A 22,887-nucleotide genomic window follows, 5' to 3' on the forward strand; every position below is an offset into this window, starting at 1 on the left:
TTTTTTTGTTTCTTAAGCTGAAAAATAATTATTTTTTAGTTGGAATTAATCAGAAATAAACGTTATCGATAATAAATGGCCGTTAACCATTAAAAATCATAAATTCAAATAGATAGATGCCTGCCTGTTATCTTTCATCCTGCCTCTAACCCGCTGAAGATAAATAAAATAAATTGTGCTGCAGCAAATCGTGCGGCGACGATTTTTTGCACATTGACTTTAAAATAGCAAATGGCAAACTGCGCGCAATTATCGTCATCTCTTTTGGTTTTATTCCCTATGTCAACCTGGTCGCGCCCCGTCGTTTTGCTGCTTTGCGGCTTAATGCTCATGACGGTGTCTATTGCTGTGCTTAATACGCTGGTACCGCTATGGCTTACCCATGATCAATTGCCAACCTGGCAAGTGGGTATGGCTAGCTCATCGTATTACACCGGTAATTTGCTGGGCACTTTGCTCGCGGGTTGGTTGATCACTCGTTACGGTTTTAATCGCTGTTTCTACCTCGCCAGTGTGCTTTTCGCCGTGGCGACCATGGGCATGGTGATGCTGGATGGTTTCTATAGCTGGACCATGTTGCGCTTCACCGCAGGTGTGGGTTGTGCACTGATTTGGGTGGTGGTTGAGAGCGCCTTATTATGCAGCGGTACCGTACGTAATCGTGGTCAGCTGCTCGCGGCATATATGATCATCTACTACCTCGGCACGGTTGCCGGCCAGTTGTTGGTGAGTCGTGTGTCGACAGAGCTGCTCCACGTGATTCCGTGGGTGACTGCGCTGATTATCTGTGCGGTGTTGCCGGTCGTATTTGTGCATGTTAATGCCAGCGCTGCGACGGAAGAGGCTTCAACGGGTCACCTTTGGGTGATGTTGCGCCGTCGTAGTTCACGTCTCGGCATCAATGGCTGCATCATTTCCGGTATCGTTCTCGGCTCGCTTTATGGCTTGATGCCTTTGTATCTGTCGCATCAGGGCATGAGTGATGCGACCGTCGGTTACTGGATGGCGTTACTGGTCAGCTCGGGCATTGTCGGCCAGTGGCCAGTAGGACGTTTAGCCGATCGCTTTGGTCGCCTGATGGTACTACGTGTGCAAGTGTTTGTGGTTATTCTGGGTGCGATTGCCATGTTGGGTGATGCTGCGATGGCGCCAGCACTGTTTGTGCTGGGGCTGGCGGGTTTTACTCTCTACCCAGTGGCGATGTCCTGGGCGTGCGAAACCGTGGCGCATCATGAGTTAGTGGCGATGAATCAGGCATTACTGTTCAGCTATACCGTGGGTAGTTTGGTGGGGCCGGGAATGACGTCAATGCTGATGCAGAACTACTCTGACCGCCTGCTGTTTGTGATGATTGCTGTAGTTGCACTGGTTTATCTGGTGATGTTACTGCGCAAAGCCGATCATCAGGCAACGCCGGTTGCACATGCTTAACGCATTAATATGAAATAGTAAAAAGGGGAGCCAGCGGCTCCCCTTTTGTTTGCGGTTAATACATCACTTTATGACCGTAGCTGGCGAGGATATTCTTCACTCGCTCCATGGTTTCTTTGCTCGGCGGCTTAACACCATCCAGCTTGTACTCTTCACCCATGGCAATCCATTTGTGTTTGCCTAACTCGTGATAAGGCAACAGTTCAATCTTCTCAATGTTATCCATATCCTTAGTGAACTCACCTAAGCGATGCACGGAATCATCATCATCAGAGTAACCAGGCACAACAACGTAACGAATCCAGGTGCGTTTGCCTCTCTTCTGTAGGTAGCGCGCGAAGTCCAGCGTACGATGATTGGAAACGCCCACCAGAACTTCATGCACATCATCATTGATCTGTTTTAAGTCGAGCATGACCAAATCTGTGGCATCCAGTAATTCATCGATCACTGGGTCGTAGCGACGAACAAAGCCGTTGGTGTCAAGGCAGGTATGAATACCTTCTGCCTGGCAGGCGCGGAACCAGTCACGCACAAACTCGGCTTGTAAGATCGCTTCGCCACCCGACGCCGTCACGCCGCCGCCAGATGCATTCATAAAGTGACGATATGAGAGCGCATCCTTCATCAACTCTTCAACGGTAACTTCTTTACCGCCATGCGTGTCCCATGTATCGCGGTTATGGCAATACAGGCAGCGCATAAGGCAGCCCTGAAAAAAGGTGATGAAACGGATGCCTGGGCCGTCAACGGTGCCGCAGGATTCAAAGGAGTGGATACGACCGATGGTTGACATTGCGATGGGTTCTCCAGGTGAGCCTGAACATCAGGCAGCACAATCTATGTCGTGCTCTAAAAGTGAAAGTCGATTTTGCCAGGTCGCCAGCACCAGCAAGCTGGCAAAACGGACTTGTGGAGAAAAGGCTCCCGCAGGAGCCTTTTAATCTCAGTGAAGTGCTATTACAACGACTGAGTGAACGTACGGGTAATTACATCTTTCTGCTGCTCTTTGGTGAGCGAGTTAAAGCGAACAGCATAACCGGATACGCGAATGGTCAATTGAGGATACTTCTCAGGATGTTCCATCGCATCCAGCAGCATCTCACGGTTCATCACGTTAACGTTCAGATGCTGACCGCCCTCAATATTAGCTTCATGGTGGAAATATCCATCCATCAAGCCAGCAAGGTTAGTTTTACGCACGTTATCATCTTTACCCAGCGCATTCGGCACGATGGAGAAGGTATAAGAGATGCCGTCTTTAGCATAAGCGAAGGGCAGTTTCGCGACCGAGGTCAATGAAGCTACCGCACCTTTCTGATCACGGCCGTGCATTGGGTTAGCACCCGGTCCGAACGGTGCACCCGCACGACGTCCGTCTGGCGTGTTACCGGTTTTCTTACCATAAACCACGTTAGAAGTGATGGTCAGTACTGACTGAGTTGGCACCGCATTGCGGTAGGTTTGCAGTTTCTGAATTTTTTTCATGAAACGTTCAACCAGATCGCACGCCATGTCATCAACGCGCGAGTCATTGTTACCAAACTGCGGATATTCACCTTCAATTTCAAAGTCTACCGCTAAACCATCTTCATCACGGATGGTTTTCACTTTGGCGTATTTGATAGCAGAAAGTGAGTCAGCGGCAACAGACAGACCCGCGATACCACATGCCATGGTGCGATAAACGTCACGGTCGTGCAGTGCCATCAGTGAAGCTTCATAGCTGTACTTATCGTGCATGTAGTGAATGATATTCAGGGAGGTGACGTACTGCTTCGCTAGCCAATCCATGAAGTGATCCAGACGCTCCATCACGATGTCGAAATCAAGAATCTCGTCAGTGATTGGCGCTTCTTTCGGACCAACCTGCATTTTCAGTTTTTCATCAACGCCGCCGTTGATTGCATACAGCAGGGTTTTTGCCAGGTTGGCACGCGCACCGAAGAACTGCATCTGCTTACCGACAATCATTGGGCTAACGCAGCAGGCGATAGCATAGTCATCGTTGTCAAAGTCAGGACGCATCAGGTCGTCATTCTCATACTGCAATGAGGATGTATCGATAGAAACTTTTGCGGCGTATTTCTTGAAGTTAACCGGCAGTTTTTCAGACCACAGAATGGTCATGTTTGGTTCCGGAGATGGACCCATGGTGTAAAGCGTATTCAGGAAACGGAAGGTACTTTTGGTCACCAGAGTACGGCCATCTACGCCCATACCCGCTAATGATTCTGTTGCCCAGATTGGGTCACCGGAGAACAGCTCATCGTATTCAGGCGTACGCAGGAAGCGCACCATACGCAGTTTCATTACCAGATGGTCAATCAGTTCCTGTGCGTCTTCTTCAGTTAGTTTCCCGGCCTGAATATCGCGGTCGATGTACACATCAAGGAAGGTGGATACGCGACCGAAGGACATCGCCGCACCATTCTGAGATTTCACCGCCGCGAGGTAGCCGTAGTAAGTCCACTGAACGGCTTCTTGTGCATTGGTAGCGGGCAACGAGATATCTGAACCATACTTCGCAGCCATCTCTTTGATTTGACCCAGCGCACGATGCTGTTCAGAAATCTCTTCACGCAGGCGAATAGTGGCTTCGAGGTCAACACCATTCTCCATATCGCTTTGCAGAGAATTGAACTGCGCAACTTTGTCTTTCATCAGGTAATCAATGCCGTACAGCGCAACGCGGCGATAGTCACCGATGATACGACCGCGGCCATAGGCATCAGGTAAACCTGTCAGTACGCCTGATTTACGGCAGCGCATGATGTCTGGGGTATAAACATCGAATACGCCTTGGTTATGGGTTTTGCGGTAATCAGTGAAGACTTTTTTCAGCGCGGGATCGAGTTCGCGGCCATAAACCTTGCAAGAGCCCTCAACCATTTTGATGCCGCCGAACGGGATGATGGCACGTTTCAGAGGCGCTTCAGTTTGCAGACCAACAATTTTTTCCAGCGATTTGCTGATGTAGCCGGCGTCGTGAGAGGTGATGGTTGAAGCCAAATCGGTGTCAAAATCCACCGGCGCGTGAGTGCGGTTCTCAATTTTGATGCCTTCAAGCACGCTGTCCCACAACTTAGTTGTGGCTGGAGTCGCGCCCGCGAGGAAGGACTCGTCGCCTTCATACGGTGTATAGTTTTTCTGGATAAAGTCACGGACGTTGACGCTGTTCTGCCATTCGCCGGCGCTAAATCCTTCCCAGGCTGACGCCATTTTTTCATTCAGTTCGGACATGATATACCTGCCTTATTTAGGGAGACTTTGACGTATGGCGCGCTGCTTCAGCACGCCAGTACCAATTCATTAATGCACCGGCTCATCGCCACGCAGATAGATTACCCAGTAGGTCAAACCGACTAATAATCCGCCGCCAATAATGTTGCCGATGGTTACGGGAATAAGGTTATTAAGAATAAAATCGCTAACGCTGAGTGAGGGAAACTGTGCTGCGCTTGCACCAGCCATTTGCCAGAATTCCGGGCTGGCAAAATCACGGATAACAATGGCCATCGGAATGAGGAACATGTTGGCTATGCTGTGTTCGAAGCCGCAGGCAACAAACATCGCTACCGGTAAGATCATCGCAAACATTTTATCCATCAGGCTTCGGCCGGAGTAACTCATCCATACCGCCAGGCAAACCATCAAATTGGCGAGCGTGCCGAGACTGACTGCTTCAATAAAGGTGTGATGCATCTTGTGGTCAGCGGTTTGCAGAAGGTTTAAGCCCCAGGCACCATTCGCCACCATGTGTTCACCGGCCAGCCAGATCAGCGCTACAAAGAACAGCGCGCCAAACAGGTTACCTATATAGACGGTCAACCAATGTCGACCAAGTTGCAGCCAGGTGATTCGGCCGCTGGCTTTTGCCACCACGATCAGAACAGTTGAGGTGAACAGGTCAGCGCCACACACGACTACTAACATTAAACCGAGTGAGAAACAGATACCGCCGATCAGTTTTGCTATGCCGTAGGGCATGGCTCCACTTCCGGTAGTTGCAGTGATATAGAAGACAAATGCAATTGAGATAAATACGCCAGCAGTAATGGCAAGGAAGAATGTGGTTAAAGGACGTTTAGTAGCTTTATATATGCCGGCTTCTTCTGCAACTTTCGCCATTGCCGCCGGTAATAATGAATTAAAAGGGTTGTCAGCTTTCACACTAACGCTCTCCAAAAATTGCCTGTAAAGATACTAACAAAGGAGTATAGGTCAGAAATTGATGTGGATCATATTTGACCGGAAGGTTGCTGATAAGCGAAGCGATAAAGCATGCATTTTGTGTTTAACTAATTGAATTATATAAAATAAATAATTTTTAATTTATGCAAAATAAGTTGAAGGTGGATGCAGTCAAGGCTGGGTTTTGTTAAATATCATTAACGAATGAAGCTTAATTGTTATTCAATAATACGCTTTAATATCTTTGCATGATCAAAATAAAAAAATGGCACTGATTTTTTTCAGTGCCATTTACCAATACGTTAATTTCTATGGATAAGACTTAAAGCGTTAAGGCTATTTTTGTGACCAGTAACGACGTTTGGCTGTCTGCAGTTTTTCATAGGCAGCGAGTAATGATTGATGCGCAGGGAATGCTTTTAGGTCCAGATCGACCGCTTGCAATCCATAGAAGGGCGCTTCACCACTAATTGCCGCTGAAGCAGCTTCAACAGCGGCTTGGCCATACATACGAACAAAGGCGCGATGATATTGAAGTGGATCACGTTCCTCTTCCATTGCCAGCAGCAGCAAGGTTTGCAGGCAGCGATAGTAGTTAGCGCGCTCTTCGCTGAAGATGGACTGGTTAAATTCCATCGTCCATTCAGTCCAAATCAGAGCCTGATCCAGGTCGCCACCTGCCAGCGCTAGCATCGCTTTCAGCTCGCCGATACGCAGCGTGTACCAACCATTATCTTTGCCTGATGCCAGACCCAGCAGTTCGCGCACGCGAGTAAAGTCATCATGACCTTCCTCATCCAGTTGCACGATCAGCTCGAGATAGGCCTCAGGTTCCCATTGGCTTTCCGGCAGCGCCAGCAGCGTTTCGCGCAGTGGTGCACCCATGCTGTTATTCGCCAGCAGCAGATCTTCCGCTGGATAAATATCAGACATACCAGGAACGATAATGCGGCAAGCGTAAACGCTCAGATGTTCATAGTCAGCGATATAGACTTCTTTATCTTCCGCACGGAAGATCGCCATCAGCGTATCAAACTCTTCGTGCGTGGTACCCGCAAAGCTCCAGTCGACGAAAGGATAGTCAGCATCGTTTTTGAACATATCCCATGAAATCAGACCGCTTGAATCGATGAAATGCGTTTCCAGGTTAGCGTGTTCCGCCACTTCTTCATCATCAAACGTCGGCGGAGTAAACACGTCGAGATCTTTCAGACCACGGCCCTGCAGCAGTTCAGTAACTGTACGCTCCAGTGCGACGCCAAAGTCCGGATGTGCACCAAACGAAGCGAAACAGGTACCATTTGCTGGATTGAACAGCACTACGCAGATAACCGGATATTTACCGCCCAGTGAAGCATCGTAAGAGAAGATTGGGAAACCTTCTGCTTCCAGACGATCAATCGCTTCAATTACGCCAGGATGACGTTGCATCACCTCTGCTGGAATTTCTGGCAGGCTGATGGATTCGGCGATGATGCGATTCTTGATATGGCGCTCAAAAACCTCAGACAGGCCCTGTACGCGCGCTTCGTTCGCGGTGTTACCGGCTGACATACCATTCGAAACGTACAGATTTCCGATGATGTTCATCGGGATATAAACCGTTTGCTGGTCAGATTGGCGGGTAAATGGCAGGCCACAAATACCGCGCTCATCATTGCCGGATTGCAGATCAATCAGCTCAGAAGCACCCAGGCTCTCATCAGGATCATAGAACTTGCGCAGGCGCGCATCCAGAATGCCTTCTGGCAGGCTGTCGTCTTCAGTGAGCGGGAACCACTTTTCATTCGGATAGTGAACAAAATCGCCATTAGCGATGGATTTACCTAACCAGAAATCGGCGAAGAAATAGTTAGTAGAGAGGCGCTCAAAATATTCGCCCAGTGCTGAAGCCAGAGCGGCTTTTTTGCTAGCACCTTTGCCATTTGTAAAGCACAACGGGCAGTCGCGATCGCGAATGTGTACTGACCAGACGTGTGGCACCGGATTCAGCCAGGAAGCTTCTTCAATATTGAAACCAAGGTCTTGCAGTTTCTGCTGAAAGCGAGCAATGGAATCTTCCAGTGCGGCGTCTTTTCCGGGGATAAACGTTTGCGTCATGGTGGCGCTCTCTTAAGTCAAAGGGGTGGGCGTAAAGCGCGCAATAATACGGGTTTTATGCGTGCTTCGCTATTCAGTCAGCCAAATTTATCTCAGTCTGGTTAAGGTTTTTACGCTATTCCGCTCCCCGCTTTTTCTTTCTGGAATTACCTCACATAATTCCACAGCTTAATGCATTTATGACATAAGCTGCGGTGGAGCTGGCTCTGGAAATGTGATCGCTGCCGGATTAATGATTGCAGCCATCTGGAGGCAATGATAAAACCGGTGGGGTATTCATAACCGTTCGATATGACAGTGGTGAGGGGAAATGACTCAGGTTTATAATTTTAGCTCTGGCCCGGCTATGCTGCCGGTAGAAGTGCTCCGTCGCGCAGAACAAGAACTGACAAACTGGCACGGATTAGGCACCTCGGTGATGGAGATCAGTCACCGCAGTAAAGAGTTTATTGCTGTTGCAGAAGCGGCAGAACAAGATTTTCGCGATCTACTAAAGATCCCATCCAACTACAAAGTTTTATTCTGCCACGGCGGTGCGCGTGCACAATTCGCGGCCATCCCCGGCAACCTATTGGGTGACGCAAAAACCGCAGATTATATTGACGGCGGTTACTGGGCTCACAGCGCAATTAAAGAAGCCGAAAAATTCTGCTCGCCAAATACCATTGATATAAAAACCACTCGTGATGGTAAACGTGCTTTATTACCAATGCGTGAATGGCAGCTGAATGATGATGCGGCTTACGTCCATTTCTGCCCGAACGAAACGATTGATGGCATTGCTATCGATGAAGAGCCAGATTTTGGCGATAAGATCGTCGTTGCCGATCTCTCTTCTACTATTTTGTCTCGTCCAATCGATGTGAGTCGTTATGGCGTGATCTATGCTGGCGCGCAAAAAAATATCGGCCCGGCGGGCTTAACCTTAGTGGTTGTGCGCGAAGACCTGCTGGGTAAAGCACAGCGTTATGTGCCTTCAATCCTTGATTACAAGGTGCTGGCCGAAAACGAATCGATGTTCAACACCCCGCCAACTTTCGCATGGTATCTCTCTGGCCTTGTATTCAAATGGCTGAAAGAGAAGGGCGGCGTGGCCGAGATGGACAAGCTGAATCAGGCAAAAGCCGACTTACTGTATGGCGTGATTGATAACAGCGCGTTTTATCGTAACGATGTCGCAAGCGAAAACCGTTCACGTATGAACGTTCCATTCCAGTTAGCCGATTCATCTTTGGACAAAGTGTTCCTGGAAGAGTCTCTCAAGGCTGGTCTGCATGCGTTGAAAGGCCATCGCGTGGTTGGCGGTATGCGTGCATCGATCTACAATGCGATGCCGCTGGAAGGCGTTAAAACACTGACTGAGTTCATGGTTGACTTCGAACGTCGCCACGGTTAATTGCTTTTTTCATGCCAGCTTGTCTGGTATCAGACCCCGTCACACGATGGGGTCTCGTATTTTCTGGAGATTTGGTTTCACATGCAGGACACCCTGACTCTACAACCGATTGCTCGCGTTGACGGCACGGTAAATTTACCGGGTTCAAAAAGCGTCTCGAACCGCGCTCTCTTGCTGGCCGCGCTGGCAAAAGGCACCACTCGCCTGACTAATTTGCTCGATAGCGATGACGTTAAGCACATGCTGAACGCCCTCAAGGCGCTGGGTGTCAGCTATACGCTCTCCGATGATCGCACCGTATGCGAAGTAGTGGGTAACGCGGGACCTTTGCGCGCTGAAAAGCCGCTTGAGCTGTTTCTGGGTAACGCAGGCACCGCGATGCGTCCATTGGCTGCTGCGCTGTGTTTGGGCCAGCAGTCAATTGTCCTGACTGGCGAGCCGCGCATGAAAGAGCGTCCGATTGGTCATCTGGTTGATGCACTGCGTCAGGGCGGAGCAAAGATCGACTATCTTGAGCAGACCGATTACCCACCAGTACGCCTCAATGGCGGTTTTGTTGGGGGCGAAGTCAGCGTTGATGGCAGCGTTTCCAGCCAGTTCCTGACGGCGTTGTTGATGACCGCGCCGCTGGCGCAGCAAGACACCATCATCACCATTAAAGGCGATCTGGTTTCTAAGCCTTATATTGACATTACCTTGCACCTGATGCGCTGCTTTGGTGTGGACGTTGATAACCAGAACTATCAGCGTTTTGTGGTCAAAGGGCAGCAACAGTATCAGTCTCCGGGCGATTACCTGGTGGAAGGTGATGCGTCTTCTGCCTCATATTTCCTCGCTGCGGCAGCCATTAAAGGTGGCACCGTGCGTGTAACCGGTATCGGCCGCAACAGCGTGCAGGGCGATATTCGTTTTGCTGATGTGCTAGAAAAGATGGGCGCAGTGATTGAGTGGGGCGATGATTACATCTCCTGTACGCGTGGATCGTTGACGGCAATCGATATGGATATGAACCATATTCCCGATGCGGCAATGACCATTGCAACCACAGCACTGTTCGCAGAAGGCACCACGCTGATGCGCAACATCTATAACTGGCGCGTAAAAGAGACCGATCGTCTGACGGCGATGGCGACTGAGTTGCGCAAAGTGGGTGCTGAAGTGGAAGAAGGACACGACTTTATTCGTGTGACACCGCCGGCTCAGTTGAACCATGCGGATATCGGTACCTATAACGATCACCGCATGGCGATGTGCTTCGCACTGGTGGCTCTGTCTGATACGCCAGTAACCATCCTTGATCCAGGCTGTACCGCGAAAACCTTCCCAAGCTATTTCCAGCAGTTGGCGAAAATCAGTCATACTTCTTGATCGTCTGACCCGGTGCACTAGGCCGGGTTTCTTTGCTCTCCTTTGGCCTTATCAATCGGAAATTCTTCTGAATCTGTCTATATTTCTAGCGCTGTCTACGCTAAAGGGTAACTAACCTGATGCAGGCAGCGTATAATGCCGCGCAATCCAGGCGGCCTGGAAGGGCTGACAATAAGCACGCAGCAACAGGAGAGAACAATGACGGCAATCGCCCCGGTTATTACCATCGATGGGCCAAGTGGCGCGGGTAAAGGGACTTTATGTAAAGCGATGGCGGAGTCGTTGCAGTGGCACTTACTGGATTCTGGCGCTATTTATCGCGTTTTAGCATTGGCTGCACTTCACCATCAGGTGGATATTGAGTCTGAAGAAGCATTAGTTCCGATTGCTGCGCATCTTGATGTGCGTTTTCTGTCGGTTGACGGTGAAATGCAGGTGGTGCTTGAAGGTGAAGACGTCACCGGTGAAATCCGCACGCAAGAAGTGAGCAACACCGCATCGCGCGTGGCCGCTTTTCCGCGGGTGCGTGAGGCGCTGCTTCGTCGCCAACGTGCATTCCGTGAAGAGCCCGGTTTAATCGCTGATGGACGAGATATGGGAACCGTGGTTTTCCCAGATGCACCAGTGAAAATTTTCCTCGACGCCAGCTCGGAAGAGCGTGCGCATCGCCGTATGCTACAGTTGCAGGAGAAGGGCTTTAATGTTAACTTTGATCGCCTTTTATCCGAGATAAAGGAACGCGACGACCGCGATCGTAATCGTGCCATCGCACCTTTAGTGCCTGCCACAGATGCTCTGGTACTGGATTCAACCAGTATGTCGATTGAGCAAGTGATTGAAAAGGCGCTTGATTATGCTAAGCAGAAGCTCGGCATTTAATCTTTCGGCAACCGAATTGCTATAACCCTGTACCAAGGACCCGGTGCAGGGCATGTGAAACAACCCCATCCGACAATGAAGTCAGGTGGACGTTAAATTGAAGAATCCTAAGATTATCAATATGACTGAATCTTTTGCTCAACTCTTTGAAGAGTCCCTGAAAGAAATCGAAACCCGTCCGGGTTCCATCGTTCGTGGCGTTGTTGTCTCTATCGACAAAGACGTAGTTCTGGTTGATGCGGGTCTGAAATCTGAATCTGCAATTCCTGCAGAGCAGTTCAAGAACGCAGCCGGCGAACTGGAAATCCAGGTAGGCGACGAAGTTGACGTTGCGCTGGACGCAGTAGAAGACGGCTTCGGTGAAACCCTGCTGTCCCGTGAGAAAGCTAAACGTCACGAAGCTTGGATCACGCTGGAAAAAGCTTACGAAGACGCTGAAACTGTTACCGGTGTTATCAACGGCAAAGTTAAAGGTGGCTTCACAGTTGAGCTGAACGGTATTCGTGCGTTCCTGCCAGGTTCACTGGTAGACGTTCGTCCGGTTCGCGATACTCTGCACCTGGAAGGCAAAGAGCTTGAATTCAAAGTAATCAAGCTTGATCAGAAACGTAACAACGTCGTGGTTTCACGTCGTGCAGTTATCGAATCTGAGAACAGCGCTGAGCGCGATCAGCTGCTGGAAAACCTGCAGGAAGGCATGGAAGTTAAAGGTATCGTTAAGAACCTCACTGACTACGGTGCATTCGTGGATCTGGGCGGCGTTGACGGCCTGCTGCACATTACCGATATGGCTTGGAAACGCGTTAAGCATCCGAGCGAAATCGTCAACGTGGGCGACGAAATCACTGTTAAAGTGCTGAAGTTCGACCGCGAGCGTACCCGTGTATCTCTGGGCCTGAAACAGCTGGGCGAAGATCCTTGGGTGGCTATCGCTAAGCGCTATCCAGAAGGCACCCGCCTGACTGGTCGTGTAACCAACCTGACTGATTACGGCTGCTTCGTAGAAATCGAAGAAGGCGTTGAAGGTCTGGTACACGTTTCTGAAATGGACTGGACCAACAAAAACATCCATCCGTCTAAAGTTGTAAACGTAGGCGACGTGGTTGAAGTAATGGTTCTGGACATCGATGAAGAGCGTCGTCGTATCTCCCTGGGTCTGAAGCAGTGCAAATCTAACCCATGGCAGTTGTTCGCTGAGACCCACAACAAAGGCGATCGCGTTGAAGGTAAAATCAAGTCAATCACTGACTTCGGTATCTTCATCGGCCTGGACGGTGGCATCGACGGTCTGGTTCACCTGTCTGACATCTCCTGGAACGCGACTGGCGAAGAAGCCGTTCGTGAGTACAAAAAAGGCGACGAAATCGCTGCCGTTGTACTGCAGGTTGATGCAGAGCGCGAGCGCATCTCTCTGGGCGTGAAGCAGTTGGCTGAAGATCCATTCAACAACTACATCACCCTGAACAAGAAAGGCGCTATCGTGACTGGTAAAGTCACTGCAGTTGACGCTAAAGGTGCTACAGTAGAATTAGCTGACGGCGTAGAGGGTTACCTGCGCGCTTCTGAAGCTTCTCTGGACCGCATCGAAGACGCAACTCTGGTTCTGAGTGTTGGCGACGACGTTGAAGCTAAATTCACCGGCGTTGACCGTAAGAACCGCGTTGTGAGCCTGTCTGTTCGTGCTAAAGACCAGGCTGATGAGAAAGAAGCTATCAACACTGTTAACACCAAACAGGATGAAGGCAGCAACTTCTCTAGCGCGATGGCTGAAGCGTTCAAAGCGGCTAAAGGCGAGTAATCGACCTAAGGCACCGGACGATGAAAATCGTCCGGTTTCGGTAAAAGCTGTCATACCTTTCCCAATAAGGATTAACCGGAGGTTACATGACCAAGTCAGAACTGATTGAAAGACTTGCTGGCCAGCATACTCATATTCCGGCGAAAGTCGTTGAGGATGCGGTCAAAGAGATGCTTGAGCACATGGCCACTACGTTGGCCCAGGGCGAGCGCATTGAAATCCGGGGATTCGGCAGCTTTTCTTTGCATTACCGTGCACCGCGTACGGGTCGTAACCCGAAAACGGGTGACAAAGTGGATCTGGAAGGTAAATACGTTCCTCACTTTAAGCCGGGCAAAGAATTGCGTGACCGTGCGAACATCTACGGCTAAGCCGTTACCGAACGATAAAAACGACACTTTAGGGTGTCGTTTTTTTTGCTTGCAGTATGCAGAATTGCGAGCTGCTTTCCAAAATGAAGTCCCACCAATGTAATCTCTGCAAAATTCTCTGAATCCATCGCGACACACACTCTTTTCACTGAAGCAAATCCCCCATCTTCACTGCAAACTCTTCCCCCAATGAGGGAGATTACTAATGCATATGAACTGGATTGTTCTGGCGAGATTGATGATTGCCTCGGCGTTGCCGTTGGGCATATTGCCGCACATACCCGCCGCCAGCGTAATACTCATCATGGTTGGATTCGCGGTGTTACTCGGGTTGATGCCAATCACGTTGCTGCGGATATTAGGGATTGCTCTGTTAATGTTGGCCTGGACATTGAATGAAGCTCGGCAGATGGTTAATAGCATTGAGGAACTGGCTGCCGCGTCTATTGAAGCCACGGTGCGCATCACTGAAGTGCGTGAACAGAAGCAGCAGCTGACAGCGCAAATCCTGCGTGTCGGTCAGCGTTATCAATTTCCACCTCTATTTGTCACGCTCAATAATGCTTCTACAGACCAACCATTTTGTGCCGGTCAGCGCTGGCAGATGAAATTGCGACTGCGTGCCGTGCACGGCAGACTGAACGAAGGGGAGTTCGATCTGCAACGCTTTGCTTTGTCGAATCACACTCCGCTGCAAGGTCGCATCATCAGTCAGCAGGCGGAATCGCTAACTTGCAACTGGCGCACGCGTTTTATTGATTATCATTTACCTAAATTTGATACGTTCCAGCTACCCGCAATCATGCAGGCTTTAGCGTTTGGTATACGTACCAACATGACCGAAGAGCAGCGACAGTTGCTGCGGGAAACAGGCACCGCCCACTTGATGGCCATCTCAGGCATGCACATTGCGTTAGCTGCCAGCGTTGGATGGCTATTATCACGTGCAATCCAGGTGACTTTACCTGCTCAATTGATTGGCCATTTGTTTCCGCTGCTGATTAGCATCATAACCGCAGCCATTTACACATGGGTTTCTGGCAGCCATGCACCGGCCCAGCGCGCGATTATCGCGCTCATGCTTTGGACAGGTATTCGTAGCGTTGGTTGGCAACTCAGTGGCTGGCAAGTATGGACATTGTGTATTGGCGCCTTGCTGGCACTTGATCCATTAACCGTACTGTCAGAAAGCTTTTGGTTGTCAGCACTGGCGGTCGCGATGCTAATTGTCTGGTATCAATGGTTTCCATTGCCGCATCGCTTTCGCTCAAAGCGTCGATGGCTGCTACTGCAATTGCTGCATCTGCAGCTTGGCATGATGATCCTCATGGCTCCGCTACAAATCTTCTTGTTTCAGGGAATAAGCCTGAGTGCTTTATTGGCAAATCTGATCGCGGTGCCGGTTGTGTCATTTGTCACGGTGCCACTGATATTGCTGGCAATGCTCTTGCCGGTGCCGCCGATTTCAGCGGGACTGTGGTATCTGGCGGATTTTTCTATAAACAAACTATTGCTCGTGCTGCAGTGGTTACCCGCGAGCTGGTGGGCATGGAGCGATACCTTACCCGCGATCGTGCTGCTGTGGGTGGGATTACTTCTTTGGCGTAGCAAGCTGATATATCGCAGCCTTATGCCGTGTTTTAGCCTGGTACTCGCGATCATCCTTTGGCGCAGCACTACTCAGCGTGATGATTGGCAAATCGACATGATTGATGTGGGGCATGGCCTGGCTATTGCCATTACGCAAGGCAATGAAGTGGTGCTATATGATGTTGGACCGGGCTGGAAGCAGGATGATGCCGGTTCACGGGTCATCCTGCCATGGTTGCAGTATCACGGCAGAAGCCTTCATTCTCTGATACTAAGCCACAAGCATCTGGATCACCGTGGTGGGCTACACTCATTGCTCAAAGTTAATCCAGCGGTAGCAATTCGAAGTGCCTTAGCGGAAAAGGGACATCTGCCATGCTTCCGTGGCCAGCAGTGGCAATGGGGCAAATTGCAATTTACCGCCTTGTGGCCGCCGGAGAGTCAGACCCAGGGACAAAATAACGATTCGTGTGTGGTGCGAGTCGATGACGGGCAATTTAGCGTATTGCTCACCGGTGATATTGAGTTAGAAGCCGAGAGAAAAATTGTCGCGCTGGAAAAAGATGCGCTCAACGCGACGATTTTGCAGGTGCCGCATCATGGCAGTCGCACTTCGTCTGGAGCGTTACTGTTACGTAATGTTGCTGGTAAGGCGGCATTCGCTTCGGTGGCGCGTTATAACGCCTGGCGTATGCCTGCACCAGCCGTGGTGCAGCGCTATCGTCAGCAAGGGTATATGTGGCACGACACGGCACAATCGGGGCAGATTCATGTGGGTATCAGACAAGGTCATTGGCAAATTAAGGGCTTAAGAGAGCAAATAATGCCTCGCTGGTACCATCAGTGGTTTGGCGTCAAACGCGATTCCAGGTAGAATGAGCGGCTATTTCAAACAGCGTGAATAAATAATGCATCAAGATAAAGATCTCTCAACGTGGCAGACATTCCGTCGACTCTGGCCGATGATTGCACCCCACAAGGCTGGCTTGTATGTATCAGCGGTGGCGCTGATACTCAATGCGGCAGGCGATACCCTGATGCTCTCTCTGTTGAAACCTTTACTGGATGATGGCTTCGGTAAAGCTGACAGATCCGTAATGCTGTGGATGCCGCTGGTGGTAATCGGCCTGATGTTGGTGCGTGGCGTGACCAGCTATATCTCCAGTTACTGCATCTCATGGGTTTCCGGCAACGTGGTCATGAACATGCGTCGCCGTCTGTTCGGCCATATGATGGGCATGCCGGTTACCTTTTTCGATCAACAGTCAACGGGTACGCTGCTATCACGCATCACCTACGATTCTGAGCAGGTTGCCTCTTCTTCTTCAAGCGCACTGGTTACCGTGGTGCGTGAAGGGGCCTCGATCATTGGCCTGTTCATCATGATGTTCTATTACAGCTGGCAGCTGTCTTTGATTCTCATTGTGCTGGCGCCGATCGTCTCTTTTGCCATTCGTACCGTTTCAAAGCGCTTCCGCAGCATCAGTAAGAACATGCAGAACACCATGGGACAGGTGACAACCAGCGCCGAACAGATGCTGAAAGGGCATAAAGAAGTGCTGATCTTTGGTGGCCAGGACGTCGAAGCGAAGCGCTTTTCTCAGGTTAGCAACAAGATGCGTCAACAGGGCATGAAACTGGTGTCAGCGTCCTCCATTTCTGATCCGGTGATTCAGTTAATTGCCTCACTGGCACTGGCATTCGTGCTTTATGCCGCGAGCTTCCCAAGCGTGATGGATACGCTCACAGCCGGTACCATCACCGTGGTCTTCTCTTCAATGATCGCCCTGATGCGTCCGCTGAAGTCACTGACCAACGTCAATGCGCAGTTCCAGCGTGGTATGGCGGCATGTCAGACACTGTTCTCGATTCTCGACAGTGAGCAGGAAGTGGATAACGGCAAGCGTGAGATGGATCGCGCCAAAGGTGATGTTGAATTCCGCAACGTGACCTTTACCTATCCAGGCCGTGAAATCCCTGCGCTGCGCGATATCAACCTGTCGCTGCCTGCCGGTAAAACGGTTGCACTGGTCGGTCGTTCCGGCTCGGGTAAATCCACCATGGCCAGTTTGTTGACGCGCTTCTACGACATCGACAGCGGTGAAATTTTGCTGGATGGTCACGATTTACGTGAATACACCCTGCGCTCACTGCGTAACCAGGTCGCGCTGGTTTCCCAGAACGTACACCTTTTCAACGACACCATCGCCAACAACATTGCGTATGCCCGCAATGGCCAATACACGCGTGAACAAATTGAGCAGGCTGCGACCATGGCGCATGCGATGGACTTCATCCAGAAGATGGATAACGGCCTCGATACCGTGATTGGTGAGAATGGCGTGCTGCTTTCTGGTGGTCAGCGTCAACGTATTGCGATTGCGCGTGCGTTACTACGTGACTGCCCAATTTTGATTCTTGATGAAGCCACATCAGCGCTGGATACCGAATCTGAGCGTGCGATTCAGGCCGCACTTGATGAGCTGCAGAAAAACCGTACTTCACTGGTGATAGCGCACCGTCTGTCGACCATTGAAAAAGCTGATGAGATCGTCGTGGTTGAAGATGGTCGCATTGTCGAACGCGGTACCCACAGCGTGCTGCTGGAACAGAAGGGCGCCTATGCGCAGCTTCACAAGCTGCAGTTCGGTCAATGATTGAACGCATCTGGAGCGGGCGCTCGCCGTTATGGCTGCTGCTATGGCCGCTGAGTCTGCTTTATGGGGCGATCACCTCGCTGATTCGCCTCAGCTTCCAGCACGGGTGGCGAAAAAGCTGGCGCGCACCTTGCCCGGTGATTGTGGTGGGGAATCTCACCGCAGGCGGGAATGGTAAAACGCCTGTAGTGATCTGGTTGGTGCAGGCGCTGCAACAACGCGGTTTACGTGCTGGCGTGGTGTCGCGAGGTTACGGCGGAAAAGCTGAACGATATCCGCTGTTGGTTACCGCTGAAACACCCACGGCGCAGGCTGGCGATGAACCTGTTTTAATCGCTCAGCGTACGCAGGTGCCAGTCGCGGTTGCACCGCAGCGGCGTCTGGCGGTAGAAGGTCTGCTCGCTGCGCACGATCTGGATGTGATCATTACCGATGATGGCCTGCAGCATTACGCGCTGCAGCGCGATCGTGAAATCGTGGTGGTGGATGGTATGCGTCGTTTTGGCAATGGCTGGTGGTTACCGGCTGGGCCGATGCGTGAACGTGCTTCGCGACTTCAGACGGTGAATGCGGTGATCGTTAATGGTGGTGATGCGCAGGCGGGCGAAATTGCGATGACATTGCAGCCTGGTCTGGCGGTAAACCTGATCAGCGGCGCAACCTTAGCGTTAGCGCAGTTGCCGGAAATTGTCGCGATGGCCGGTATTGGTCATCCGCCGCGCTTCTTCAACACGCTCAAACAGCAAGGTATTCAGCCGGTGGCAGAAATTGCCTTCGCCGATCACCACGCTTACAGCGAAGAAGAATTGCAACGTCTGACTCAGGCAGAACAGTGTTTACTGATGACAGAAAAAGATGCGGTGAAATGTCGTGGCTTTGCTCGCCCAAACTGGTGGTATCTGCCGGTGGATGCGCATCTGCAGGGCGCGGCGGTGGCAACCTTGTTAGACGATATCACTCATCTCTGCACCAACGCGCGCGACGCCCGTTCGCGCTAACCTCCGAAAAGGGAACTGAGTCATGAACCGCGTCGCTTCCCTCTCGTTACAAACTGCTCGTCACCTTCATCTGGCTGCTCAGGGACTGTTACGTCCTCTGGGCCGCCGAGCGCGCTTTAGCGATATTCACGCCACTGTGCGTCAAATGTCTTTGCTGCAAATCGATACCATCAATGTGGTGGCACGCAGTCCTTATCTGGTGCTGTTTAGCCGCCTTGGCGCATACCAGGCCAATTGGCTGGAACAGGCGCTGGCATCTGGCGCGTTATTTGAATATTGGGCGCATGAAGCCTGTTTTATTCCTGTCGAAGATTACCCATTGCTGCGCCATCGCATGCTGGAACCGCAGCGACTTGGCTGGAAGTACAACCAACAGTGGGTTGATGAACATCAACAGGAAATCACTGATCTTCTGCAACACATCTCCGCCAATGGTCCGGTACGTGCTGCCGATTTCAGCAATGATAAACAGACCAAACCAGGTTGGTGGGCGTGGAAGCCGCATAAGCGTCATCTGGAGAATTTGTTCAGTGCCGGTCAGTTGATGGTGGTGGAGCGGCGCAACTTTCAACGAGTTTACGATCTGCACAGCCGCGTAATGCCGGACTGGATTGATGAACAGCATGCACTGAGTGAAGACGAAGCAGTGATACAGATGTTGAGTCACAGTGCGCGCAGCCTCGGCATTTTCCGTGATAGTTGGCTAGCTGATTACTATCGCCTCAAACGCGCACCACTCAAGTCGTGGCTCATGGATGCCGCCGCACGCGGAGAGATAGTTCGCGTTGAGGTCGAGCAGCTGGGTGAAATGTGGCTACACCACGCGTTATTGCCGCTGCTGGAAAAGCCACTCTCGGCTACGCATACCGCGCTGTTGTCACCCTTTGACCCAGTGGTATGGGATCGTCGTCGTGCGCTGGAGCTATTTAATTTTGATTACCGCATCGAGTGCTACACGCCAGCAGAGAAGCGCAAATATGGTTATTTTGTCCTTCCAGTGCTACATCGCGGCGTATTGAAAGCGCGCATCGACGCCAAAATGGAGCGTCAGGCACAACAATTGGTAATTCGTGCATTCTGGCTGGAAGAAAGCACACGCGTCAGTAACGCTTTCCTTAATGACGTACAAAAAGCCATTAATCGCTTTGCTGCGTGGCAAGGTGCCAATGAAGTGATTATCGAAAATGCGCCGGCAGAACTGCTGGCTGCCTGGTCAAATCGCTGGTCGATTGGTGAATAAAGCCGCCATTTGTCTGGCTTGAGTGCGCCATTCACGCGCACGCTATTATGATATGCTAACCGCCTGAATTGGTCCTGAATGGAGAAGATTATGGATCACCGTTTACTCGAAATCGTTGCCTGCCCGGTATGCAACGGAAAACTCTATTTCAACAAAGAGCAGCAAGAGCTGATCTGTAAACCAGATGGCCTGGCTTATCCGGTACGTGACGGCATTCCAGTGCTGCTGGAAGTGGAAGCGCGTACGCTGTCTGTTGAAGAGATCCACCCATGAGTTTTGTTGCCATTATTCCCGCGCGTTACGCTTCAACGCGTCTGCCCGGCAAACCGCTGGTGGATATTCAGGGTAAACCGATGGTGCTGCACGTCATGGAACGCGCGCGCGAATCGGGTGCCGATCGCGTGATTGTCGCCACCGATCATCCGGATGTGGCGGCGGCGGTAACCGCAGCGGGCGGCGAAGTGTGCATGACGCGGGTCGATCATCAGTCTGGCACCGAGCGTTTGGCAGAAGTGGTCGAGAAGTATCAGTTTGCCGACGACACCATCATCGTTAACGTGCAGGGCGACGAGCCGATGATCCCGGCGGAAATTGTACGTCAGGTGGCAGGTAATCTGGCGCAATCTGAAGCCGGAATGGCGACGCTAGCGGTGCCGATCACCGATGCAGAAGAAGCCTTTAACCCGAACGCGGTGAAAGTGGTGATGGACGCCAAAGGTTATGCGCTTTACTTCTCACGCGCCACCATTCCCTGGGATCGCGAGCGTTATGCTCAATCGCGCGAGCAGATTGGCGACACGCTGCTGCGGCACATTGGTATCTACGCTTATCGCGCCGGTTTTATCCGTCGCTATATCGCGTGGGAACCTTGCCCGCTGGAGCACATTGAGCTGCTCGAACAGCTGCGCGTGCTGTGGTACGGTGAAAAGATTCACGTCGCGGTGGCAAAAGCTATCCCAAGTGTTGGGGTGGATACGCCGGAAGACCTTGAGCGGGTTCGTCTCGCTATGCAGGGTTAATCTCCGACCGGCCAGCGGCTCTCGCTGGCCTTAAAGTTTGATCTGGCGCTAAGATTTGCGCCGCCATCACCTCCAGCATATTCCAGCCCTTTGACTTCGGAGGATATTGCATGGAACAGCTCCGTTCAGAACTCGCGTTGGTGCTCGGTGAAAGCATCAGCCGTCTCGAAACCATTAGTGAGAATACGCACACGCGGTTGTATGCGCTATACGATAACGCCGGTAAACCGATGCCGCTGGTGGCAAAGTATTTTCGTCATCAGGGACGTGCTGCGCTGGAAGCCAAAAAGCTGACCATGCTCGGCCATGATGGCTTAATTGCCGTGCCCGCAGTGTTTGGTCTGGTGCTCAGCCAGCAAAAGCCGGTACATGAAATGTTGCTGATGGCGCGCTTTAACGGCGTCTCGGCGGAAGCTCCGGCACGCAGCGCAGCACGCTGGGAACAGCTGTGCGAGCAGATCGTCGAAGGCGTATTGGCGTGGCATCGCATCGACAGTCATGGCTTAGTCGGTAGCGTGGACAGCGTGCAGGAGAATAGCTGGCCCGCATGGTATCGCCAGCGGGTAGATGTGTTGTGGTCAACGCTGGGTTATCTATCGCCGCCGTTTTTCACGCTGGAAGATCGTCAGATTCTGTTTCGCAGCCGTCAGCTATTACCGCGTCTTTTCAACGGGTTTGACGATCCTTGCGTGTTGATGCACGGCAATTTGCGCTTAGCCAGCATGCTGAAAGATGCGCACAGCGATCAGCTGATTGCGATGATGCAGCCGGGCAACATTCTCTGGGCACCGCGCGAATACGATCTGATGCGCCTGGCGGATAGCGGCGCAGAAGCGTCACTGCTGCAACACTATCTGCAGCGTGCGCCCGTGGCGGAAGGTTTTCTCTGGCGACGCTGGTTGTATCAGCTGTGGGATTGCGTCGACACGCTGGTCAGCAGCGGACAATTTGACCGTCCGCGTTTCGATCATGCCCGGGCGCAATTACTCCCCTGGCTGGGTTGAGGTGAGATCGTCACCGCGCAGCTTCTGCCAGATCTGTCCTAGCGTTTCATAGATCGCTCGTTCACTGTGACCGAGCCACAGCGGTGACGGAATCGCGCGTTCCCACCAGTTGAGCGGCGATGTCACCGCCAGCTGGTTCGCCGGTGCAGCCAGAGGATTCATGCCAGCACTTTGGAAGAATTGCATCGCACGTGGCAGATGGTTAGCGGAGGTCACCAGTAAAAACGGATGTTCCCCAATCGTCTGTTTCACCGCGCGTGCTTCACCAATCGTATCCCGAGGTTGATCCAACTGAATAATCGCTTCTGGCGGCACGCCCAGGCTTTCTGCCACTTCAGCCGCCACGCTGGCGCTGCTGCGTGGGTTTTCGCCGGCTGCTGCGCCTGTAAAAATCATTTTCGCCTGCGGATAGCGCCGCCACTGACGCACGCCTTCGGCCACGCGCGGCAAGCTATTACTGATTAAATTTGAACTCGGCGCCCAATTCGGATTGAAGGTATAGCCGCCGCCAAGCACCACGATATAATCGACCGGCTCGTTACCGTTCCAGGTGGGATAATGATTTTCCAGCGGTGACAGCAGGCGATCGGCAACCGGCTGCAGGCTTAACACCAGCAGTAGCAGCCAACTGCAAGAGATAAGGATTTTGCCGCTTTTTTGCCAGCGGCTGAACCAGAGCAGCAAAAGTCCTGCCGCCATCAGCAATAACAGCAGCGGCAAGGGGAGCAACATCCCGCCAATGACTTTTTTAAATGCGAAAAACATCGAATATGGCCTCTTTTGTCCAAAAAAACAGCTGCCAGACGGTTACTGCGGCATGAAAGGTTCATTCTTGTTGAGCC

19 protein-coding genes are annotated in these 22,887 nt (G+C 51.5%); 13 read left to right on the forward strand and 6 right to left on the reverse strand.

Going from position 1 to position 22,887, the window contains the following annotated elements; genetic code table 11:
• Window positions 1-134: 134 nt before the first annotated feature.
• Window positions 135-332: a hypothetical protein gene (locus VIJ98_RS06675; protein ID WP_179450910.1), complete on the reverse strand. Its 198-nt coding sequence runs from the start codon at window positions 330-332 to the stop codon at window positions 135-137.
• On the opposite strand from VIJ98_RS06675, the gene VIJ98_RS06680 reads away from it, so the two are divergent.
• Window positions 280-1,431: an MFS transporter gene (locus VIJ98_RS06680; RefSeq protein ID WP_323272903.1), complete on the forward strand. Its 1,152-nt coding sequence runs from the start codon at window positions 280-282 to the stop codon at window positions 1,429-1,431. The two genes, VIJ98_RS06675 and VIJ98_RS06680, sit on opposite strands and share 53 nt — an antisense overlap.
• Window positions 1,432-1,486: 55 nt before the next feature.
• Here the strand turns inward: VIJ98_RS06680 and pflA are convergent, their stop codons facing one another.
• The 4 genes from pflA to ycaO form a co-directional block, all read right to left on the reverse strand.
• Entirely contained in the window at window positions 1,487-2,227 is a 741-nt protein-coding gene (gene pflA, locus VIJ98_RS06685; protein ID WP_323272904.1) for a pyruvate formate lyase 1-activating protein, read from the reverse strand.
• A 164-nt stretch (window positions 2,228-2,391) separates the two neighbouring features.
• Entirely contained in the window at window positions 2,392-4,674 is a 2,283-nt protein-coding gene (pflB, locus tag VIJ98_RS06690) for a formate C-acetyltransferase (RefSeq protein WP_258144858.1), read from the reverse strand.
• A gap of 69 nt (window positions 4,675-4,743) precedes the next feature.
• Window positions 4,744-5,604: a formate transporter FocA gene (gene focA, locus VIJ98_RS06695; protein WP_008102405.1), complete on the reverse strand. Its 861-nt coding sequence runs from the start codon at window positions 5,602-5,604 to the stop codon at window positions 4,744-4,746.
• Between the two features lie 357 nt (window positions 5,605-5,961).
• A complete protein-coding gene (gene ycaO / locus VIJ98_RS06700) occupies window positions 5,962-7,725 on the reverse strand; it encodes a 30S ribosomal protein S12 methylthiotransferase accessory factor YcaO (protein WP_323272908.1) in 1,764 nt (587 codons plus the stop codon).
• Between the two features lie 310 nt (window positions 7,726-8,035).
• On the opposite strand from ycaO, the gene serC reads away from it, so the two are divergent.
• The 12 genes from serC (at window position 8,036) to VIJ98_RS06760 (ending at window position 22,045) form a co-directional block, all read left to right on the forward strand.
• Window positions 8,036-9,121, forward strand: a complete 1,086-nt coding sequence (serC, locus tag VIJ98_RS06705) for a 3-phosphoserine/phosphohydroxythreonine transaminase (protein ID WP_061717145.1) — start codon at window positions 8,036-8,038, stop codon at window positions 9,119-9,121.
• An 81-nt stretch (window positions 9,122-9,202) separates the two neighbouring features.
• A complete protein-coding gene (gene aroA / locus VIJ98_RS06710; RefSeq protein WP_323272911.1) occupies window positions 9,203-10,489 on the forward strand; it encodes a 3-phosphoshikimate 1-carboxyvinyltransferase in 1,287 nt (428 codons plus the stop codon).
• Window positions 10,490-10,687: 198 nt separating this feature from the next.
• Window positions 10,688-11,368 (forward strand): (d)CMP kinase, encoded by a 681-nt coding sequence (cmk, locus tag VIJ98_RS06715; protein ID WP_036647904.1) that lies wholly within the window; start codon window positions 10,688-10,690, stop codon window positions 11,366-11,368.
• Window positions 11,369-11,489: 121 nt separating this feature from the next.
• Window positions 11,490-13,166 (forward strand): 30S ribosomal protein S1, encoded by a 1,677-nt coding sequence (gene rpsA / locus VIJ98_RS06720; RefSeq protein ID WP_052025984.1) that lies wholly within the window; start codon window positions 11,490-11,492, stop codon window positions 13,164-13,166.
• 86 nt (window positions 13,167-13,252) lie between these two features.
• Window positions 13,253-13,537, forward strand: a complete 285-nt coding sequence (ihfB, locus tag VIJ98_RS06725) for an integration host factor subunit beta (RefSeq protein WP_003849360.1) — start codon at window positions 13,253-13,255, stop codon at window positions 13,535-13,537.
• Between the two features lie 205 nt (window positions 13,538-13,742).
• Window positions 13,743-16,001 (forward strand): DNA internalization-related competence protein ComEC/Rec2, encoded by a 2,259-nt coding sequence (locus VIJ98_RS06730; RefSeq protein WP_323272923.1) that lies wholly within the window; start codon window positions 13,743-13,745, stop codon window positions 15,999-16,001.
• A gap of 34 nt (window positions 16,002-16,035) precedes the next feature.
• Window positions 16,036-17,784, forward strand: coding sequence for a lipid A ABC transporter ATP-binding protein/permease MsbA (gene msbA / locus VIJ98_RS06735; RefSeq protein WP_008102390.1), 1,749 nt, complete (start codon window positions 16,036-16,038; stop codon window positions 17,782-17,784).
• On the forward strand, window positions 17,781-18,782 hold the full coding sequence (gene lpxK, locus VIJ98_RS06740) for a tetraacyldisaccharide 4'-kinase (protein WP_323272926.1): 1,002 nt from the start codon (window positions 17,781-17,783) through the stop codon (window positions 18,780-18,782). The genes msbA and lpxK overlap by 4 nt, the downstream gene beginning before the upstream one ends.
• 22 nt (window positions 18,783-18,804) lie before the next feature.
• Window positions 18,805-20,022, forward strand: coding sequence for a winged helix-turn-helix domain-containing protein (locus tag VIJ98_RS06745; protein ID WP_154153029.1), 1,218 nt, complete (start codon window positions 18,805-18,807; stop codon window positions 20,020-20,022).
• A gap of 90 nt (window positions 20,023-20,112) precedes the next feature.
• The gene (locus tag VIJ98_RS06750; RefSeq protein ID WP_007887424.1) at window positions 20,113-20,295 is read left to right on the forward strand and encodes a Trm112 family protein; all 183 of its coding nucleotides are present in this window, start codon (window positions 20,113-20,115) and stop codon (window positions 20,293-20,295) included.
• The gene (gene kdsB, locus VIJ98_RS06755) at window positions 20,292-21,041 is read left to right on the forward strand and encodes a 3-deoxy-manno-octulosonate cytidylyltransferase (protein ID WP_154153026.1); all 750 of its coding nucleotides are present in this window, start codon (window positions 20,292-20,294) and stop codon (window positions 21,039-21,041) included. The genes VIJ98_RS06750 and kdsB overlap by 4 nt, the downstream gene beginning before the upstream one ends.
• Before the next feature lie 110 nt (window positions 21,042-21,151).
• The gene (locus tag VIJ98_RS06760; RefSeq protein ID WP_154153024.1) at window positions 21,152-22,045 is read left to right on the forward strand and encodes a YcbJ family phosphotransferase; all 894 of its coding nucleotides are present in this window, start codon (window positions 21,152-21,154) and stop codon (window positions 22,043-22,045) included.
• Here the strand turns inward: VIJ98_RS06760 and elyC are convergent.
• Window positions 22,025-22,810, reverse strand: a complete 786-nt coding sequence (gene elyC / locus VIJ98_RS06765) for an envelope biogenesis factor ElyC (protein ID WP_061723608.1) — start codon at window positions 22,808-22,810, stop codon at window positions 22,025-22,027. The genes VIJ98_RS06760 and elyC overlap by 21 nt on opposite strands.
• Window positions 22,811-22,887 lie beyond the last annotated feature (77 nt).

Source organism: Pantoea sp. S18 (assembly GCF_045689705.1).
Classification (GTDB): Bacteria; Pseudomonadota; Gammaproteobacteria; order Enterobacterales; family Enterobacteriaceae; genus Pantoea; species Pantoea symbiotica.

Excerpts from the sequence above, each read along its gene's own strand:
- VIJ98_RS06680 (WP_323272903.1), top strand. The coding sequence starts at position 280 with ATGTCAACCTGGTCGCGCCCCGTCGTTTTGCTGCTTTGCGGCTTAATG.
- VIJ98_RS06675 (WP_179450910.1), bottom strand. The coding sequence starts at position 332 with ATGAGCATTAAGCCGCAAAGCAGCAAAACGACGGGGCGCGACCAGGTT.
- pflA (WP_323272904.1), bottom strand. The coding sequence starts at position 2,227 with ATGTCAACCATCGGTCGTATCCACTCCTTTGAATCCTGCGGCACCGTT.
- pflB (WP_258144858.1), bottom strand. The coding sequence starts at position 4,674 with ATGTCCGAACTGAATGAAAAAATGGCGTCAGCCTGGGAAGGATTTAGC.
- ycaO (WP_323272908.1), bottom strand. The coding sequence starts at position 7,725 with ATGACGCAAACGTTTATCCCCGGAAAAGACGCCGCACTGGAAGATTCC.
- serC (WP_061717145.1), top strand. The coding sequence starts at position 8,036 with ATGACTCAGGTTTATAATTTTAGCTCTGGCCCGGCTATGCTGCCGGTA.
- aroA (WP_323272911.1), top strand. The coding sequence starts at position 9,203 with ATGCAGGACACCCTGACTCTACAACCGATTGCTCGCGTTGACGGCACG.
- cmk (WP_036647904.1), top strand. The coding sequence starts at position 10,688 with ATGACGGCAATCGCCCCGGTTATTACCATCGATGGGCCAAGTGGCGCG.
- rpsA (WP_052025984.1), top strand. The coding sequence starts at position 11,490 with ATGACTGAATCTTTTGCTCAACTCTTTGAAGAGTCCCTGAAAGAAATC.
- ihfB (WP_003849360.1), top strand. The coding sequence starts at position 13,253 with ATGACCAAGTCAGAACTGATTGAAAGACTTGCTGGCCAGCATACTCAT.
- VIJ98_RS06730 (WP_323272923.1), top strand. The coding sequence starts at position 13,743 with ATGCATATGAACTGGATTGTTCTGGCGAGATTGATGATTGCCTCGGCG.
- msbA (WP_008102390.1), top strand. The coding sequence starts at position 16,036 with ATGCATCAAGATAAAGATCTCTCAACGTGGCAGACATTCCGTCGACTC.
- lpxK (WP_323272926.1), top strand. The coding sequence starts at position 17,781 with ATGATTGAACGCATCTGGAGCGGGCGCTCGCCGTTATGGCTGCTGCTA.
- VIJ98_RS06745 (WP_154153029.1), top strand. The coding sequence starts at position 18,805 with ATGAACCGCGTCGCTTCCCTCTCGTTACAAACTGCTCGTCACCTTCAT.
- VIJ98_RS06750 (WP_007887424.1), top strand. The coding sequence starts at position 20,113 with ATGGATCACCGTTTACTCGAAATCGTTGCCTGCCCGGTATGCAACGGA.
- kdsB (WP_154153026.1), top strand. The coding sequence starts at position 20,292 with ATGAGTTTTGTTGCCATTATTCCCGCGCGTTACGCTTCAACGCGTCTG.
- VIJ98_RS06760 (WP_154153024.1), top strand. The coding sequence starts at position 21,152 with ATGGAACAGCTCCGTTCAGAACTCGCGTTGGTGCTCGGTGAAAGCATC.
- elyC (WP_061723608.1), bottom strand. The coding sequence starts at position 22,810 with ATGTTTTTCGCATTTAAAAAAGTCATTGGCGGGATGTTGCTCCCCTTG.